The sequence below is a fragment of the Pseudomonas sp. MYb13 genome (genome assembly GCF_002980075.1).
In the GTDB taxonomy this organism is placed as follows: Bacteria; Pseudomonadota; Gammaproteobacteria; order Pseudomonadales; family Pseudomonadaceae; genus Aquipseudomonas; species Aquipseudomonas lurida.
This window is the reverse complement of the sequence record NZ_PCQI01000018.1, coordinates 24583-41660: the sequence shown is the minus strand read 5'-3', so window position 1 is coordinate 41660 and position 17078 is coordinate 24583. Positions and strand designations below refer to the sequence as shown.

General features: G+C 62.1%; 20 protein-coding genes. 11 read left to right on the top strand and 9 right to left on the bottom strand.

What is annotated here, in order from left to right; all coding sequences use genetic code 11:
• The first annotated feature begins 67 nt into the window (after positions 1–67).
• The gene (locus CQ002_RS24165) at positions 68–550 is read left to right on the top strand and encodes a GyrI-like domain-containing protein (protein WP_069078115.1); all 483 of its coding nucleotides are present in this window, start codon (positions 68–70) and stop codon (positions 548–550) included.
• A 42-nt stretch (positions 551–592) separates the two neighbouring features.
• On the opposite strand, the gene CQ002_RS24160 is transcribed toward CQ002_RS24165, so the two are convergent.
• A complete protein-coding gene (locus tag CQ002_RS24160; protein ID WP_105162769.1) occupies positions 593–1198 on the bottom strand; it encodes a pyridoxamine 5'-phosphate oxidase family protein in 606 nt (201 codons plus the stop codon).
• Between the two features lie 13 nt (positions 1199–1211).
• Positions 1212–1706: an N-acetyltransferase gene (locus CQ002_RS24155; RefSeq protein ID WP_098467277.1), complete on the bottom strand. Its 495-nt coding sequence runs from the start codon at positions 1704–1706 to the stop codon at positions 1212–1214.
• 159 nt (positions 1707–1865) lie between these two features.
• Between CQ002_RS24155 and CQ002_RS24150 the strand changes: the two genes are divergently transcribed.
• From CQ002_RS24150 to CQ002_RS24135, 4 genes are read left to right on the top strand one after another with little or no spacing between them, the layout of a single operon-like run.
• Positions 1866–2285, top strand: a complete 420-nt coding sequence (locus CQ002_RS24150) for a nuclear transport factor 2 family protein (RefSeq protein ID WP_069078113.1) — start codon at positions 1866–1868, stop codon at positions 2283–2285.
• Positions 2286–2327: 42 nt separating this feature from the next.
• Positions 2328–2672 carry a YciI family protein gene (locus tag CQ002_RS24145; protein ID WP_105162768.1) on the top strand — a complete coding sequence of 115 codons (345 nt, stop codon included), beginning with the start codon at positions 2328–2330 and terminating at the stop codon, positions 2670–2672.
• Between the two features lie 32 nt (positions 2673–2704).
• The gene (locus tag CQ002_RS24140; protein ID WP_034108959.1) at positions 2705–3184 is read left to right on the top strand and encodes an SRPBCC family protein; all 480 of its coding nucleotides are present in this window, start codon (positions 2705–2707) and stop codon (positions 3182–3184) included.
• Entirely contained in the window at positions 3181–4404 is a 1224-nt protein-coding gene (locus CQ002_RS24135) for an RNA polymerase sigma factor (protein WP_105162767.1), read from the top strand. The genes CQ002_RS24140 and CQ002_RS24135 overlap by 4 nt, the downstream gene beginning before the upstream one ends.
• Positions 4405–4443: 39 nt before the next feature.
• Here the strand turns inward: CQ002_RS24135 and CQ002_RS24130 are convergent, their stop codons facing one another.
• Positions 4444–5169, bottom strand: a complete 726-nt coding sequence (locus CQ002_RS24130) for an SDR family oxidoreductase (protein WP_034108955.1) — start codon at positions 5167–5169, stop codon at positions 4444–4446.
• Positions 5170–5280: 111 nt separating this feature from the next.
• Between CQ002_RS24130 and CQ002_RS24125 the strand changes: the two genes are divergently transcribed.
• Positions 5281–6123, top strand: coding sequence for a LysR family transcriptional regulator (locus CQ002_RS24125; RefSeq protein ID WP_105162766.1), 843 nt, complete (start codon positions 5281–5283; stop codon positions 6121–6123).
• Between the two features lie 65 nt (positions 6124–6188).
• Here CQ002_RS24125 and CQ002_RS24120 read toward each other — a convergent pair whose 3' ends face one another.
• Entirely contained in the window at positions 6189–7043 is an 855-nt protein-coding gene (locus tag CQ002_RS24120; protein ID WP_034108951.1) for a LysR family transcriptional regulator, read from the bottom strand.
• 88 nt (positions 7044–7131) lie between these two features.
• On the opposite strand from CQ002_RS24120, the gene CQ002_RS24115 reads away from it, so the two are divergent.
• A complete protein-coding gene (locus CQ002_RS24115) occupies positions 7132–7569 on the top strand; it encodes a multidrug/biocide efflux PACE transporter (protein ID WP_034108949.1) in 438 nt (145 codons plus the stop codon).
• 58 nt (positions 7570–7627) lie between these two features.
• Here CQ002_RS24115 and CQ002_RS24110 read toward each other — a convergent pair whose 3' ends face one another.
• Both CQ002_RS24110 and CQ002_RS24105 read right to left on the bottom strand, forming a co-directional pair.
• A complete protein-coding gene (locus CQ002_RS24110) occupies positions 7628–8533 on the bottom strand; it encodes a LysR family transcriptional regulator (protein ID WP_105162765.1) in 906 nt (301 codons plus the stop codon).
• 50 nt (positions 8534–8583) lie between these two features.
• The gene (locus CQ002_RS24105; RefSeq protein ID WP_105162764.1) at positions 8584–9342 is read right to left on the bottom strand and encodes an SDR family NAD(P)-dependent oxidoreductase; all 759 of its coding nucleotides are present in this window, start codon (positions 9340–9342) and stop codon (positions 8584–8586) included.
• Between the two features lie 105 nt (positions 9343–9447).
• Here CQ002_RS24105 and CQ002_RS24100 point away from each other — a divergent pair, with 105 nt between their 5' ends.
• Positions 9448–10344 (top strand): LysR family transcriptional regulator, encoded by an 897-nt coding sequence (locus CQ002_RS24100; RefSeq protein ID WP_034108943.1) that lies wholly within the window; start codon positions 9448–9450, stop codon positions 10342–10344.
• Here the strand turns inward: CQ002_RS24100 and CQ002_RS24095 are convergent.
• Complete coding sequence (locus CQ002_RS24095; RefSeq protein ID WP_098467269.1) at positions 10341–11258, bottom strand: LysR family transcriptional regulator; 918 nt, start codon at positions 11256–11258, stop codon at positions 10341–10343. The two genes, CQ002_RS24100 and CQ002_RS24095, sit on opposite strands and share 4 nt — an antisense overlap.
• Before the next feature lie 130 nt (positions 11259–11388).
• Here CQ002_RS24095 and CQ002_RS24090 point away from each other — a divergent pair, with 130 nt between their 5' ends.
• From CQ002_RS24090 to CQ002_RS24080, 3 genes are read left to right on the top strand one after another with little or no spacing between them, the layout of a single operon-like run.
• Entirely contained in the window at positions 11389–12147 is a 759-nt protein-coding gene (locus tag CQ002_RS24090; RefSeq protein WP_034108938.1) for a 5-oxoprolinase subunit PxpA, read from the top strand.
• A 58-nt stretch (positions 12148–12205) separates the two neighbouring features.
• Positions 12206–13084, top strand: a complete 879-nt coding sequence (locus CQ002_RS24085; protein ID WP_034108936.1) for an allophanate hydrolase subunit 1 — start codon at positions 12206–12208, stop codon at positions 13082–13084.
• A complete protein-coding gene (locus tag CQ002_RS24080) occupies positions 13081–14055 on the top strand; it encodes a biotin-dependent carboxyltransferase family protein (RefSeq protein ID WP_034108934.1) in 975 nt (324 codons plus the stop codon). The genes CQ002_RS24085 and CQ002_RS24080 overlap by 4 nt, the downstream gene beginning before the upstream one ends.
• A gap of 62 nt (positions 14056–14117) precedes the next feature.
• Here the strand turns inward: CQ002_RS24080 and CQ002_RS24075 are convergent, their stop codons facing one another.
• Both CQ002_RS24075 and CQ002_RS24070 read right to left on the bottom strand, forming a co-directional pair.
• Positions 14118–15734 (bottom strand): inorganic phosphate transporter, encoded by a 1617-nt coding sequence (locus CQ002_RS24075; protein WP_105162763.1) that lies wholly within the window; start codon positions 15732–15734, stop codon positions 14118–14120.
• Positions 15735–15967: 233 nt separating this feature from the next.
• Positions 15968–16990 (bottom strand): transporter, encoded by a 1023-nt coding sequence (locus tag CQ002_RS24070; protein WP_034108930.1) that lies wholly within the window; start codon positions 16988–16990, stop codon positions 15968–15970.
• Between the last annotated feature and the right edge of the window lie 88 nt (positions 16991–17078).

Here is a 17078-nt window from a genome sequence, read left to right as displayed (position 1 = left end):
AGTACAGCGTGGATATGCCCCTATACTCGATGCGGGTTTGTTCCCTCATAAGAAGGAGACTGTTCGTATGGATCAGCAGACAAAACAACCGTTAGAGCCACGCATGGAAGCTGGAAAAGCCCTGGTGATCGCCGGGGTGCAAGGGCGTTATTCGAAGGCCACCGTGGGGGATATCCCCAAACTGTGGGAGTTGTTCGACACCTGCATCAAGGACATCAAACAGCGCGTTGGTGGCGTGACCTATGGTGTTTGCCACAACCCCAAACAGGGCGAATTCGACTATTTGGCGGGTGTCGAAGTCCCCACCAAGGGCGACGTGCCCAGCAACTTCGAGTTCATCGAAATTCCGCCGCTCAACTATGCTGTGTTTCCGCATTACGGCCCGGTGCAGGCGCTGGAGCAGACCTACGAGCGCATCATGTTCGAGTGGTTGCCGCACTCGGGCTACAAGGTGATGGGCGCGGATTTCGAGCGATACAGCGCCGATTTTGACGCACGCAAGGGCACCGGGACGGTGGAGATCTGGTTGCCGATAGGCGAAAGAGGCTGACCGAGCGCTGCAGGAGCCGGCTAGCCGGTTCCTGCAGGTGCATCAATACAGCGTATTTCTGACGCGCTCCGGCATCTCCCGGTCATATGCCTCGGCGTCAAACTGCCCATCATTGAGCCGCTTGTGAAAGGCCCCCGCCGACGGCAATGCCGAGCGATCCAGATGCTTCTCCGGGTTCCAGCAATCCGAGCGCACAAAGGCCTTGGAGCAGTGGAAATACGCGGCCTCCACCTGCACCAGAATCACCGACCTCGCCGGCTTGCCATTCACTGCAAAACTCTCCAGCAGCTGCGGGTCGATGGAAATCTGCGCGCGACCGTTCACGCGCAAGGTCTCGCCGATTCCCGGGATGATGAACAGCAATGCAATACGCGGGTCCTGCACCAGGTTGCGCAAGGTATCCACGCGGTTGTTCCCCGGCCGGTCCGGAATCGCCAGGGTGCGCTCATCCACAATCCGCACAAACCCCGGTACATCACCGCGCGGCGAACCGTCGATGCCGTCCGGCCCGGACGAACTCACCACCACCAACGTCGAGGCGCGCACCATGGCCTGGTAGTCCTCGTTGAGAAACGGGATTTCCTTGCGCACGGCACGCTCGTGAGGGCGGCCGTAGAGGGTTTCGAGTTGTTCAAGGGTTGTCAGCATGCTTACCGCCTCCTTATCGTCCAAAATACAACGCCAGCCGGCGCTCATACCCAATCCGTCCCTTATACGCCTCCCCGCTATCCACCCAACCAGCCCCTAGATACAACCCCATCGCCGCCACATTGTCCGCGTCCACCGACAGTTCCAGGCCCTTGATCTGCGGCCACGCTTGCAGTGCCACGGCCGGCAGGGCTTGCAGGCAGGCCTTGCCGAATCCGCGCCCTTGTTGATGCCGATCGACCTGCAAGGCATGCAAGGTCGCGCTGTGCTCATCGGCCCAATGGGGCAGGCAGGGTGGGCGTTTGAGCAGCAGGAAGGCCACGGGCAAGTCGTCGGCGAGCAGGGCGAAGCCTTTGATGGCGCCGGGGTTAGGGTTGACCAACAGGCTGTTCAGCGCGCAGTAGATATCACCGGAATACGCCAGTTGCTCGGGATGCACTTGCAGGGTGTCGAGTTGCTGTTTCTGCACAAGGCTCAGCGTTTCATAGGGGACGAGGCGGGTTTGCATCGGTGGCGTATCCGAAATCCTACAAACAAGCGTGGATTCTAAACGGGTTTGCCGAGGGCGAAATTATTTTTCCACGGGCTGTCGATTGGCCGTTGGGCCATTCGACTAAGGGTGTCTTTCGTGATTTTTCATGCCCAGAAGCACCCAAGGAGTATCACCATGAGCACTGCCATCAACACCCTGATCGAGCATTGGAAGCACGCCGTCACCGCCAAGGATGTCGAGAAGATTGTCAGTTTCTACGCCGACGACATCGTCGCGTTCGACGCCGTTAACGCCCTGCAATTCAAGGGCAAGGCTGCTTACAAGGCACACTGGAAGGCCTGCATGGAGTTCTGCCCAGGTCCCGGTGTGTTTGATTTTCATGAGCTGCATATCGTCGCCGCAGACGACAGCGCCTTCGCCCATTGGCTCGCCCACTGCGGTGGCACCGGGCCGGACGGCGTGCTCAAGACCTGCTGGATGCGCGTCACCGCCGGTTATCAACGCATCGACGGTGAATGGAAAGTGGTGCATGAGCACTGGTCTGCACCTTTCGACATGGAAACCGGCGCCGGTCTGTTCGACCTGAAACCTTGACCGCCGCGATCTATAGTCAGTAGTCCGAAAACGGAGAACGCCATGAAATACCTGTGCCTGGTCTACAGCGACGAAGCGTTGCTGCACAGTCTGCCCGACAGCCCCAAGGACCCGGAATGCCACGCTTACGCCGAAGCCATTCACGGCAGTGGCCGTATGCTCGCCGCCGAAGCGCTGGAGTCGGTGAGCACCGCCACCACTGTGCACAGGCGCAATGGCAAGCTGTCGATCACCGACGGGCCGTTCGCCGAAACCAAGGAGCAGCTCGCCGGCTTCTACCTGATCGAGGCGCGGGACTTGAACGAAGCGATCCAGGTGGCTGGTGGCATTCCGGCCGCCCGGGTCGGCAGTGTGGAAGTGCGCCCCGTGCGCGAATTGAATCTCTGAACAATAACCATAAGACCCAAGAGGTTAACCCCATGTCTACGCAACCTGCCGAGTTTGAGCTGTCCATCAGCCGCCTGATCGATGCACCGCGCAGCCGCGTGTTTCGCGCCTGGACCGAACCCGCCTTGCTCCAGCAATGGTGGGGCCCCCACGGTATGACTACCCCCGAGTGCGAAATGAACCTGTGGGTCGGTGGCCTGTTTCGTACGCTGATGCGCGCGCCCGACGGTGCCGAGTACCCGACCCAGGGTGTATTCCTGGAAATCGTCGCGCCACGGCGGCTGGTGTTTACCGATGCGTTTACGCCGGGCTGGATTCCGTCGGGCAAGCCGTTCATGACCGCCGAAGTGACGCTGCAGGAAGTCGAAGGCAATAAGACGCTCTACACCGCCCGCGCCATGCACTGGCGTGCCGAAGACAAGCAGGCCCATGAAGCCATGGGCTTTCACGATGGCTGGGGCCAGAGCCTCGACCGCCTGGTGACGCTGGTGACGCAGGGCATGCGCGATTGACCCTCTCGGTCGAGGCCATTTACCGCAGCGAATCACGCCGGGTGCTCGCGACGCTGATTCGCGTGCTCGGCGATTTCGACCTGGCCGAGGAAGCCCTGCACGAAGCATTTTTTGTCGCGGTGCAACGTTGGCCGCTGGACGGCGTACCGGACAATCCTCGCGCATGGCTGGTATCGACCGGGCGCTTCAAGGCTATCGACCGTCTGCGCCGCCAGGCGCGTTTTACCCCGCTGCTGCAGGAGCAGGCCGACGCGCTGGAGGCGGCTGACTGGAGTGATGAAGACGTGGAAGACGACCGCCTGCGCCTGATCTTCACCTGCTGCCACCCGGCGCTGGCGGCCGACGCCCAGGCAGCGCTGACCTTGCGTGAGATCTGCGACCTCACTACCGAGGAAATCGCCCGCGCTTTCCTGGCCACGCCAGCCACCATTGCCCAACGTATCGTGCGGGCCAAGGGCAAGATCCGCGAGGCCAGGATCCCGTATCAGGTGCCGTCCGTGGCCGAATTGCCCGAGCGTCTCGACAGTGTGCTGCGGGTGATCTACCTGGTGTTCAATGAAGGGTATTCGGCGTCCATGGGCGCTGACCTGACGCGCGAGGCGTTGACCCGCGAAGCCATTCGCCTGGGGCGTCTGTTGATGCAGCTGCTGCCTGAGCCTGAAGTCATGGGGTTGCTGGCGCTGATGCTGTTGCATGAATCCCGCCGCGCGGCGCGCACCTCGGCGGACGGCGCGTTGGTGTTGTTGGATAAACAGGACCGATCACTGTGGGATGTGTCCCTGATTGCCGAAGGCTGCGCGTTGGCGGAACAAGCGCTGAGTACTCGGGGTTTTGGCCCGTATGGGCTGCAGGCGGCCATCGCGGCGGTGCATGCCGAAGCCACGCGCGCGGATGAGACGGACTGGCCGCAAATCGTCGGGCTCTACGATGTATTGCTCAGGGCAGTACCGTCACCGGTGATCGAGCTTAACCGTGCGGTGGCGGTGGCCATGCGGGATGGGCCGCTGTCGGGGTTGCAGCATGTGGAGAGGATTCTGGCGCGCGGCGAGTTGCTGGATTACCACTTGGCGCATTCGGCCCGGGGGGAGTTTTGCCGGCAACTGGGGCGTGTCGAAGAGGCACGAGCGGCCTACGAAAAAGCGCTGTCACTGACCCAGCAGGTCCCGGAGCAACGCTTCCTCGAACAACGCCTGGCCGAGCTCCGCCCCCCAGGGCACTGAAGATCAACATGGGGGGGCGGGTTGTGTGCGGTATCCGGGTTATGGCTGCTGACGCGTCGCCGCCAGCACGATCTCGCGAATGCACACGTGCTGCGGCTGCTGGTAGGCATAGGCGATCGCCGACGCCACGTCGTCAGCGCTGAGGACGGTACCGCCCATGTCCTGTTTCCAGGCCTGGTAGCCGGTCTTGATCGCTTCGTCGGTGGTATGGCTGAGCAGTTCGGTTTCCACCGCACCGGGGGCGATGGTGATGACGCGCACATTGCTTGGCGACAACTCTTCGCGCAGGTTTTCCGAAATCCCATGCACGGCGAACTTGGTGCCGACGTAAGCCACGTGATTCGGGAAGGTCTTGCGCCCGGCCACCGAGCTGACGTTGATGATGGTGCCGCCCTTGCGCGCAACCATGCTGCCAGCTACCGCGTGGATACCGTTGAGCAGGCCCTTCACATTGACGTCGAGCATCTGCTCCCACTGCGCTGGGTCCTGCTCGCTGACCGCGCCCAGCAGCATCACGCCAGCATTGTTGATCAGCGCATCGGCCGGGCCGTATTGGGCTTCGGCTTCTTGCACCGCGGCCACCAGGGCCGCGCGGTCGGTGATGTCGACGCCACGGCTCAAGGTGTTCGGCAGGCCCAGATCGTTAAGGCGATCAATACGACGCGCCAACAGCAACAGCGGGTGGCCGGCGGCTGACAGCAGGCGGGCGGTGGCTTCGCCGATGCCGGAACTGGCGCCGGTGATGATGACCAATGGCTTGCTCATGGAGGGACTCCTGGAATAAGAAAAATCGATAGCTGGATCGTGGTCGCAGTATATTTACCCTCGGAGAGGCTGAAAAATGCCTTATTTCTCTGTCAGTCATCGGATTAAGCTATGGATGTTCGTCACCTCAAGGCGTTTCTCGCGGTCTTTGAAGAACGCAATATCACTGCGGCGGCCCAGCGTTTGTTTATCAGCCAGCCGACCTTGTCGGTGACCATCAAGCAACTGGAAGACGAGCTGGGTGTGGCGCTGTTCGTACGCCAACCGCGCGGCGTGGAGGTCAGCGGGGAAGCGCGGGTGCTGTATCCCCAGGCTCGGCGCATGGTGGCGGAAGCCGAGGCGTTGAGCCGCCTGTTTCGCGGACGCGAAAATCGCATCGCCCTGGAGCTGGGTGTGGAGGGCGATATTGCCGACAGTCAGATCGAAACCTTCCTGCGCATGGCGCACCAGGGGCTGCCCGGGTTGCTGTTGACCCTGCAGCAAGGCTGCCAAGGCGAAGGGCGCCTGGCCGTGGAAGAAATGTGCTGCGAGGACGAATTGTTCCTGCCGCTGTGGGAGGAGTCCTACGTGATGGCGTTGCCTGCGGCGCACCCGATGGCGCAGCCAGGCAAAGAACAGGCATGGACACCGATTGAAGACTGGATCACCTGCCCGCAACACGATTCCCATCAACGCTTGATGGCCTTGTATGGCCGCTCGCCGCAATCGGTGGCCGGTCATGCGGGTTCGTTGACCCAGGCATTGCACATGGTGGCCGCAGGTGTGGGCGTGGCGATGTTGCCGCAGTCGTTGGCGGCGGAGCGCTCGGGCGTGGTGATTCGTGAATGGCATTTGCCGGCACCCACACGCCGCGTGGGATTGTGTTTTGCTGCGCAAGCATTGGCGCTGCCCGCCTTACGTGCCTTGCACGAATACTTCCAGGCCCACCGCCCGCCGCAGATCGCAGCGGCGTGAGCCTATCGCGTGTGCAACGCCGTTCACGGGTTGGCGCGGCTTCATGGGGTAGCAGTGAGTGTTCGTTATTCGAGCATCTGGCTCAACATCCAGCTGCCCGCCGGGCCCGGTGGGTATTGCCGCGACCACAACGCATCCACTGCCACTGAGCGTGGCCAACCCCGGACGTTGAGTTCAACCAGCCCGGCATTACCAAAACGCTCTACCAACCAGCGCGGTAATTGCGCCCAGCCAAAGCCGAGTTGAGCCATTTCCATCAGCATCAGAAAACTCGGCGCTGACCACACACGGCCCAAGGGGCGCGTTTCGTATGGGCTGACGATGCTTGCCAGGCGCAGTTCACGGTGTTGCTGCAAGGCTTGCGGGTCGATGTTTTGCACGCGGGTCAACGCGTGGGTGGGGGCGACGAACAGCGCGATTTCCGTGCGTTCGGCGACGGGCGAGCGCGTCAGGTCGGGCGGGTAGACCTCCTGGGCTTCGATCAAGGCGATCTGTGCACGGCCGCTTTGGACCAGGGCAATCAAGTCTTCGCACTCGGCGATCAGCCATTCCAGCTCAAGGTCTGGGTAGCGTTGTTCGAAGGCCTTGAGGGCGAGCTCAAAGCGTTCCGACTGGTAGGTATCGGACATCGCAATCGTCACCTTCGGCTCCAGCCCCTGGGATAACTGGCTGGCCGCCAATTCAAGGCGGCTGCTGGCTTCCAGCACCTGTTCGGCGCGTTGCAGCAACACATGGCCGGCCGGCGTCAGTGTCGGCTTGCGGCTGCTGCGATCGAACAGCACCACATCCAGGTCAATCTCCAGGCTCGCCACCGCCGCACTGACGGTGGACTGGCTCTTGCCCAGCTTGCGCGCCGCGGCAGAAAAAGAGCCCTGGGTGGCCGCCTGGACAAACGCTTGCAGCACTTCATGGGAAGCCATGACTATCGCCTTGATCGATGGTTATTAGTTATGAAGTATCGATTCAAAGGGTAATCATGGCAACCCTCGCCACTCACGGAGACGGGTCATGAACCCCACCAAGTCGATGACTGAACGCGTTTGCCAGGCCCTGGGTTTTGAAGGCCTGGCGTTGTTGATCTGTACACCGCTGCTGGTGTGGATCACCGGTAGGCCCGCCCTGGAAATGGGCGCGGTGACTTTAGGGCTGAGCCTGCTGGCGCTGACCTGGAACATCATCTTCAACAGCCTGTTCGACCGTCTCAAGGTGCGTCTGCAACTGTCCGGTGGGGGCTGGACGCGGGTACTGCACGCGCTGATGTTCGAAGGCGGGCTGATCATCGTCGCCGTGCCGTTGATCGCTGCCTGGCTGAACATCAGCCTGATGCAGGCGTTCATGCTGGATATCGGTGTGCTGCTGTTCTTCCTGCCGTACACCTATGTGTACCACTGGGGGTATGACGTAGTGCGGGAAAAATTCATGCAGCGCCGTGGGCTGGCTTTATAGGATTCGACACGTCGGCGATAGCGCGCCCCCACATCACCATCGCCGGCAAGCCGAGCTTCTACAGGGGGAGGAGTGAGGCCACGAAGTCCAGGAACGCCCGCACCTTGGCGGCGGGCAAGTGCCGCGACGGGTAGTAGGCGTACAACGGAAAACGCTCGTCCGGCCAGTCGGGGAACAGTTCCACCAGGGCGCCGCTCTTCAGTGCCGGCGCCAGGCCAAGGTCGAGCATCTGCGCCACGGCATGCCCATGCTCGCACGCGCTGTACAAGGTGCTGGCATCGTTGACCACCAGGCGGCCATCGGTGCGCACGATCACTTGCTCGCCTGGCCGGTGGAATTCCCAGGCAAACGGGCGCCCAGTCTGCGAGTCGCGAAAGTCCAGGCACATGTGCCCGGTCTCCAGGTCTTGAGGAATGACGGGGCGGCCGTATTGCTCAAGGTAAGCGGGGGAGGCCAGGGTAAGTACGCGTACTTCCATCAACTTGCGGGCGATCAATGAAGAGGATTGCGGGATGCCGAAGCGAATCGCCAGATCGAAACCGTCGGCAACCAGGTCGCCGAGTTGGTCGCGGGTGTGCAGGTCCAGCTGCAGGTGCGGGTATTGGCGCATGAAGTCGCCGAGCACCGGGCCCAACACCAGCCGCGAGAAATAGGGGTCGATGTTCACCCGCAGGCGCCCGCGCACGGTCAATGCACTGTCTGCTGCGGCGTTGGCGGCCTCTTCAAGGCCGGCCAGCAGCGGGGCGATCTCCTGATAGAAACGTCGCCCCTCGTCGGTCAATTGCACCGAGCGGGTGGTGCGGTCGAACAGGCGAATTCCCAGGCGTTTTTCCAGGCGTGAAATCGCGCGGCTGACCCCCGACGGTGTCATCTCCAGGCTGTCGGCAGCGCGGGCGAAACTGCCGCTGTCGACCACGGCCGCCAATACGCCCATGCCGCCGGCCAAGCCTGGATCAAAACTCATCGATGATTGCCTGTCAGTGATCTGAAGGCATTGATGCTAGCGCAGAATGTCTAAAGAAACATGCCGCCCGAGGCCTCGATGCGCTGCCCGGTGATCCAGTGGCTGCCATCGGCCAGCAAGGTTGAAATCGCCCCGCCAATGTCGTCCGGCAAACCGGCGCGCCCCAGGGCCGTGTTGTTGGCCACCATCGTATTCACATCCGGGTTGTCACGCACCGCACCGCCGCTGAAGTCGGTGGCAATCGCGCCAGGGGCCAGGGTATTCACGGTAATCCCGCGCGGGCCCAGTTCCTTGGCCTGGTAGCGCGACAGCACTTCTATCGCCCCCTTCATCGACGCGTAGGCCGAATACCCCGGCAGGCTGAACCGTGCCAGGCCGCTGGAAATATTGATGATGCGCCCGCCATCGCTGATCAGCGGCAGCAATTTTTGCGTAAGAAAGAACGGCGCCTTGAAGTGGATCGCCACCAACTGGTCAAACTGTGCTTCGGTGGTCTCGGCAAAACTGGCGTGGGCGCCGATGCCGGCGTTGTTGATCAGAAAGTTGAAGTGATCCTGGGCGAAAACGTCCTTGAGCAAAGTGGCGACTTTGCCGACAAAGTCATTGAAGCTGCCGCTCTGGCTCACATCCAGCTGCACCATCGCGGCGCGGCCACCCAGGGCCTGAACCTGCTCGACCACCGCTTGAGCTTCAGCCGCAGCAATGTGGTAGGTGCCGATGATATCGACGCCCTGAGCCGCCAGGTGCAGCGCGGCGCTTTTGCCCAGGCCACGGCTTGCGCCGGTGATAAGTGCGATTTTACGGGTCATGGTGATGTCCTCTCAGGTGATCAGTGAGAGGAAGTGTATTTATTCGTGCCTAACGTGATAAACAGCGCTATACCGGAATCACTGGCCGGATAAGGCGAACAATCCATGAACAAACTTGAACTGCTGCGCACCTTCGTGCGCGTCACCGAGCTGTCGAGCTTCACCCAGGCCGGCGAGAGCCTGGGGCTGCCGCGCTCCACCGTGTCCGAGCATGTGCAGGCGTTGGAGGCGTTGCTCGGCGCACGCTTGTTGCAGCGCACCACGCGCAAGGTGCAGGCCACCCAGGACGGCCGCGTGTTGTACGAGCGCAGCAAGGACCTGCTGTCGCACATGGAGGAACTGGAGGGGCTGTTTCGCCAGGATGAAGCCCAGCTCAGCGGGCGAATTCGGGTGGATATGCCCAATGTGACGGCGCGGAACATGGTCCTGCCGCACCTGCCGCTGTTCATGGAGCGACACCCGCTGATCCAGATGGAAATCAGCAGCTCGGACCGCCAGGTGGACCTGATCGCCGAAGGCTTCGACTGCGTCTTGCGGGTGGGCGCCCAGCCTGATCAAACCGTCGTGGCGCGCCGGGTGTGCAGTATGCCGATGGTCAACTGTGCGAGTCCGGCCTACCTTCAACGCCAGGGGGTGCCCCACACCCTGGCTGACTTGGCCAATCATCACTTGGTGCATTACGTACGGCCGCTGGGCGCACGGTCATCCGGCTTTGAATATCAGTCGGGCGGCAAGGTGCTGCGGGTGCCGATGGAAGGGCGTGTCACCGTCAACAGCACCGATGCCTATCAGGCGGCGTGCCTGGGCGGCTTTGGTATCACGCAGGTGCCATTGCTCGGCGTGCGCGATTTACTGGCCCGGGGCGAATTGATCAGCGTCTTGCCGGACTTCGTGGCGCCACCGCTGGAGGTGTCCCTGCTCTACGCCGGTCAACGCCATTTGCCGCAACGCGTGCGGGTGTTCATGGATTGGCTGGCCGCCACCTTGCAAGCCCAGCTCTAACGCCGTGCAGACAACTGCTGCGGCGCCAGGAAGGCGTCGTGGAAGTAATCGCGCACTGCCTGCATCGCCGGGGTGAACGCGCGCTCGCGGTGCCACGCCAGGCCCACGCTCATGGGTGCCACCTGGTCAGTGACGGTCAGGGTTTCGATGCGCTTGCCTTCCAGGGACCAGGGCCGATGCACCAGGTCTGACAGGATCGCCACGCCGCTGCCGTTGGCGACCATGCTGCGCACGGCCTCCACCGAGCTGGTGCGCAGCCGCACATTGGGCATTTGCCCGGCCTGTTCCCAGTAACGCATGGCGCTGTGTTCGGCCTCGTCGACGGTGAGCAGGATGTAGGGTTCCCGGGCCACGTCGGCCAGGCTCACGGCGCCGCGTTCGCACAAGGGGTGATGGCTGGGCAGCCACAGGCGGCGTTCCGAATTGAACAGGATTTCCGAGACGATCGCCGGGTGGGTGAGGTTGGCGGTGAGCACCACCGCCATGTCGAACTGGCCGTCGAGCAGGCCTTGTTCGATGGCCTGGCGTTCCTGCTCGAAGACTTCGATGGTCACGTCCGGGTGCCAGTGTTCCATGCGTTGCAAGTGGTGCGGCAGGAAGTAGCCAAGCACCGTGTAGCTGGCCGCCAGGCGCAGCACCCCGCTGGCGCGGTAGTCGGGCAGCGGGCTGTTGAGTGCATCGTCCACGCTGCGCAGAATCACGTAGGCACGGTTGAGAAAGTGCCGGCCGGCGTCGGTCAGGTTCATGCCTTGGGCCGAACGCATGAACAGCTGCACGCCGAGCATGGCTTCCAGCTCCTTGATCGCCGTGGTCACCGCTGACTGGGAAATGTTCAGGTGAATCGCCGCTTGGGAAATCTGGCCGATTTCGGCGGTGGCGACGAAGTAGCGGACTTGGCGCAGGGTCAGGGACATGCCGGGCTCCTACCGTCGGGTGAGGGTGTGGTTATCTGATTTTCAGAAGATGGGCTATCTGATAATAGATCTTCCCAAGGGGTCAAGCCGCAGCCTACTTTTCCACCATCACTTAGGCGGAGCGACTTCGATGCAGGCAGTGGATTTCAACTCGGACATGGGCGAGGGCTTCGGCCCCTGGACGATCGGCGATGGCGTCGATGCGCAGCTGATGGCGTATATCAGCTCGGCCAATATCGCCACCGGCTTCCACGCCGGCGACCCCGGTACCATGCGCCGTACCGTCGAACGCGCCAAGCAATTGGGCGTGGCCATCGGCGCGCACCCGGGCTTTCGGGATCTGGTCGGCTTTGGCCGTCGCCACATCAACGCACCGGCCCAGGAACTGGTGGACGACATGCTCTACCAGCTCGGCGCCCTGCGTGAAATCGCCCGCGCCCAGGGCCTGACCCTGCAACATATCAAGCCCCACGGCGCGCTGTACATGCACCTGGCTCGCGATGAAGAAGCCGCGCGCCTGCTCGTTCAAAACCTGCGCATCATCGAGCCCACACTGCTGCTGTACTGCATGCCCAACTCGGTGATCTGGCGGATCGCCACAGAGCTGGGGCAACCGGTGGTGCGCGAGTTTTACGCTGACCGTGAGTACGACCTGACAGGTTCCATCGTGTTTACCCGCACCGTGCGGGCGCTGGATCCTGCGACAGTGGCGGCGCGCGTCCTTAGGGCGTGTCAGACCGGGCTTGTACGAACTGTGGAAGGCGAAGACCTGTTCATCGAATTCGACTCCATCTGCCTGCACAGTGACACCCCCGGTGCGCTGGAGTTGGTGGAGGCCACCCGCGAAGCCCTGGACCAAGCGGGCATTACGGTCAAAACACCCCAATAAAAAAACATCGCCTATTTTTTTCGCCTGCCTTTCTACAATGATTCCAAGAGGAACAGACATGGCTGAAACGTCCCCCATCCGCTACAGCTTCGGTGGTGATGAACACCTGTTTGCCGAGGTCAGCGACAGCATGTCCCTGGAGGCCTTTTTCAAAGGCATGGCGGTGACCCGCGCGGTGGAGCGCCTGGCGCTCGAAGGCGTGCTGGATGTGTGCCTGGCCAATGCGTCGTTCCAGATTCGCTTCGACCCCGACCGCATCGCGCCCCACGTATTGCTCGATGCGGTGCAGACCGCCGAAACCCAGGCCGTGGCCGAACGCACGTTGCACACGCGCATCATCGAAATCCCGGTGCTCTACAACGACCCCTGGACCCATGAAACCCTGATGCGTTTTCGTGACCGTCATCAAGACCCCAGCGGCACCGACCTGGAGTACGCCGCGCGCATCAACGGCCTGGCCGACGTCGACGCGTTTATCGCCGCCCACAGTGGCGCGCCGTGGTTTGTGTCGATGGTCGGCTTTGTCGCGGGCTTGCCGTTCATGTTCCAGATGGTCGAGCGCGCGCGCCAATTGCAGGTGCCCAAGTACCTGCGACCGCGCACCGACACGCCGAAACTCACCCTCGGCCATGGCGGCTGTTTTGGGTGCATCTACTCGGTGCGCGGTGCCGGCGGTTACCAGATGTTCGGCGTGACCCCGGCGCCGATCTACGACCCGGCGCAGCAACTGGCGTACCTCAAGGAACACATGGTGTTCTTCCGCCCCGGCGATATCGTGCAGTTCAAACCGATGGACCGTGACGCCTACGACCAGGCGGTGGCCGATGTGGACGCCGGCCGTTTCGACCTGCGCATCCGCCCGGTGGAATTTTCCCTCGATGCCTTTCTCTCCGACCCTATCGGTTATCCGAAAACCCTGCAGGAGGCGCTGGCATGATCAAGGTCCTCAAACCCGGCCTCGCCACCTCCGTGCAGGACCTTGGCCGCGAAGGTTACTACCACTTGGGCATCCCGCCGTCAGGTGCGCTGGACCAATACGCATTGAGTGCGGCCAACCATTTGGTGGGCAACCCGGCCGGCGCGGCGGGCCTGGAATGCACGCTGATCGGTCCCGAACTGGCGTTTCAACAGGACGCGCTGGTGGCACTCAGCGGCGCGTTGATGTCGCCGCGCCTGGACGGTGAAGTGGTGCATCAGGACACCGCGTTCCAGGTGCGTGCCGGGCAGGTCTTGCGCTTTGAATTTCCCAGGGCCGGCGCCCGCACCTACCTCGCGGTGGCCGGCGGCATTGACGTGCCATTGGTCCTTGGCAGTCGCTCGACGTATACCCTCGGCGCACTTGGCGGGTTTCACGGGCGGCGTTTGCAGGAAGGCGATGAGTTGCCCATTGGCGAACCCAGCGGCACAGGCCGTGCGGGCAATAGCCTGCCGATGGCGTTGCGCCGATCGGTGGGCGGTGATGTGACCCTGCGTGTGGTGCCCGGCCTGTATTACGAGCGATTGACCGCTGCGGCCAAAGCCAGCTTTTTTGCCGAGCCCTGGACCGTGGGGTCCGAGGCCGACCGCATCGGCTATCGCTTCAAGGGCGGCAGTGCATTGACCTTCCAGCCACGGGAGCAACCCTTTGGCGCGGGATCGGATCCGTCGAACATCGTCGACAGTTGCTACCCGATTGGGTCGATCCAGGTGCCGGCCGGCCTGGAGCCGATTGTGTTGCATCGGGACGCGGTATCGGGCGGTGGCTACGCGATGATCGGCACGGTGATCAGCGCCGACCTGGACCTGATCGGTCAAATGCAGCCAAACCAGCGGGCAGGGTTTGTGGCGGTGACGCTGGAGGAGGCGTTGGAGGCGCGGCGGGTGTACAAAAAACGGCTGAAGGCTATGACTGGACTCTTCAATCACTGAAGCAATACAACGCCAAATGTGGGAGCGGGCAAGCCCGCTCCCACATTGTGTGCTGTGTGGCGTTAGAAGAGTTGGGTGAACAGCCAGTAGAGGCTGCCTGAAAGCAGGATGGCGGCCGGTAACGTCAGCACCCACGCCATCGCCAGATTGCGGATAGTGCGCATCTGCAACCCGCCCCCGTTGGCCACCATGGTCCCCGCCACACCCGACGACAACACATGGGTGGTCGACACCGGCAGCCCATACATATCCGCCGCGCCAATGGTCAGCATCGCCACCATTTCCGCCGAGGCACCCTGGGCGTAGGTCAGGTGCGTCTTGCCGATCTTCTCGCCGACGGTCACCACGATGCGTTTCCAGCCCACCATGGTGCCCAGGCCCAGGGCGATCGCCACGGCGATCTTCACCCATAACGGAATGAAGCGTGTGGAACTGTCGATCTGTTGCTTGAACAGTTGCAGCTTGCCCTGGGTATCCGCGTCGAAATTGCCGACCTTGCCCTTGTCCATCAGGCGAATGGTTTCACTGCTCAGGTACATGTCGTTGCGCACGTTGCCGACGGCCTCGGCAGGCACTTTGGCCAGGGAGCCGTAACCTTTGACTTCATCACCGATCTGCCCGGCCAGGGCGGCGAGGGCAGGCACCAGTTCGGCCGTAGGTTCCTTGGTGCGCACATAGGTCGAGAGAATAGGGCGCGGATCGCCGGTCAAAGCGTTGGGGGCACTTTTCACCAGGGCGGCCTGGGTGACTTCGGCCACGGCCGCGAACTGCAAGGACTGCTCGGCCGGCATGGTGCGGTTCAGCGCATAGGCCATCGGCAGGGTGCCCACCAGGATGAGCATGATCAGGCCCATGCCTTTTTGCCCGTCGTTGGAGCCGTGGGCGAAGGACACGCCGGTGCAGGTGGCAATCAGCATGCCGCGGATCCACCACGGCGGCGGGGTGTCACCTTTCGGCGCCTTGTACAGCGCACGGTTCTTGACGAAGGCACGCAGCGCCAGCAACAGCATGGCCGCAAACGCGAAGCCGATCAGCGGCGACAGCAGCAAGGCGTAACCGATCTTGATCGCCTGGCTCCAGTCCACACCACTGGTGCCGTCGCGCCCGTGCATCAGGGCATTCGCCACGCCCACGCCGATGATCGAGCCGATCAGGGTGTGGGACGACGAGGCGGGCAAACCCAGCCACCAGGTGCCGAGGTTCCACAGGATTGCGGCGATCAACAGGGCGAAGATCATCGCGAAACCGGCCGATGAACCCACCTGCAAGATCAACTCGACCGGCAGCAGTGCAATGATGCCGAACGCCACGGCGCCGCTGGAAAGCAGTACGCCGAGAAAGTTGAAAAAACCGGACCACACCACCGCAAAATGCGGCGGCAACGAGTTGGTGTAGATCACCGTCGCCACCGCGTTGGCGGTGTCGTGGAAGCCGTTGACGAACTCGAAACCCAGGGCGATCAACAGCGCCACACCGAGCAGTAAAAACGGCGTCCAGGTAGTGAGTTGAGCCCCCATCTCGTGCATGTCATGCATGAGGCTGTAGGCGGTGAACAACAGGCCCATGGCGAGCACGGCGAAGAAGATGATCACCGTCACCAGGCCGGGTTTCTTGTCCAGCCTGGGTTTAGGGTCTGCAGGTGAAGCGTGGGGGGAGGCAGTCAGTGAAGGGGTGGCCATGCCGGGGCATCCAGTGTGGGGAGGATGTCGTTCATAGTCATTGCAGAATGTTACAGAGATGCTGCCGCAGGTCAGTGTTTAGCGGTATTGAGGTCGCCGCTTGTCCTGTGAGCAGCGCAAAACCCGTGTGGGAGCGGGCTTGCTCGCGAATGCAATGTGTCAGTCAACTTAGCTTTAACTGATACACCGCATTCACGGGCAGGCCCACTCCCACCGTTTGACGGCATTTCAATTCAATAGTCTTTGCGTTTCCTAAAGGCCCAACGCCCGGCGATCAACGTGAAGGTAGCCACCAACGCCACCAATATCCAAAACCCCTCCGGGTCCTGGGAAAGCGGCACCCCCCCAACGTTCATGCCGAAAAAGCCGGCGATGATGTTGATCGGCAACGCCAGCACCGTCACCACGGTGAGGGTGAACAGCGTGCGGTTGCTTTGTTCGTTGAGGTTGGCGGCGATCTCTTCCTGCAACAGCTTGATGCGTTCGCCCAGGGCCATCAGGTCGTTGATGATCAGCGCAAACTCTTCGGTGGATTTACGCAATTCCTTCACGTCTTCCTTCTGCAGCCACTGGGGCGGGCGGTTGAGCAGGCGCAGCAGCGAGCCAGGCTCCAGCGCCAACAGGCGTTGCAGGCGTACCAGCACCCGGCGCGCCGCACCGAGTTCGGCGCGGTTAGTGGACAGGCGTGAAGACAGTAACTGGTCTTCGATATGGTCGACGCTGATGCTGGTCTTGCGCACGATCTGCGTCAGCACCTCACCCTGGTCGCGCAGCAAGTGCACCAGCAACGCCAGCGGCGAGCGAAAGCTTTCACCGGCCTTCACCGACGAGCGCAGTTTGTCCACCGAGTGCAGTGGTTGCAGGCGCGCGCTGATCAGTAGGCGACTGCGGGCACACACCCACAGCGTGGAAATATCCGACGACACCATGCTGCTGAAGTTGAACACCACGTCGTTGACCACTGCCAGCAAGGCCGAGTCGACGTGTTCGATGCGCGTCGAGCGCGACCCCTCGTGCAGGGCTTCGAAGAATTCTTCCGGTAGGTCCAGGTTTGCCTGCATCCAGCGCTCGCATGCCGCGTGCGCGAGGTTCAGGTGCAGCCACAAAAACTCTTGCGGGTCGTCCGGTTGCCGCAGGGCCTGGAGCGCCGTGGCCGAATCGATCTGCTCGCCCTTTTCACCGGGGCGAAAACGGAAACCGTAAAGCAAGCCAAACAGGTCGGAGTCCTGGTGGCTGTGGTCGATGCTGTGGTTCATGAGGGCTCGCAGAGAAAAGGCCTGTAGGACGTTTCACAGGTCGCGTAGCGAATCATTGCAAGTGAATTTGACAGTTTTGTGACGAGCG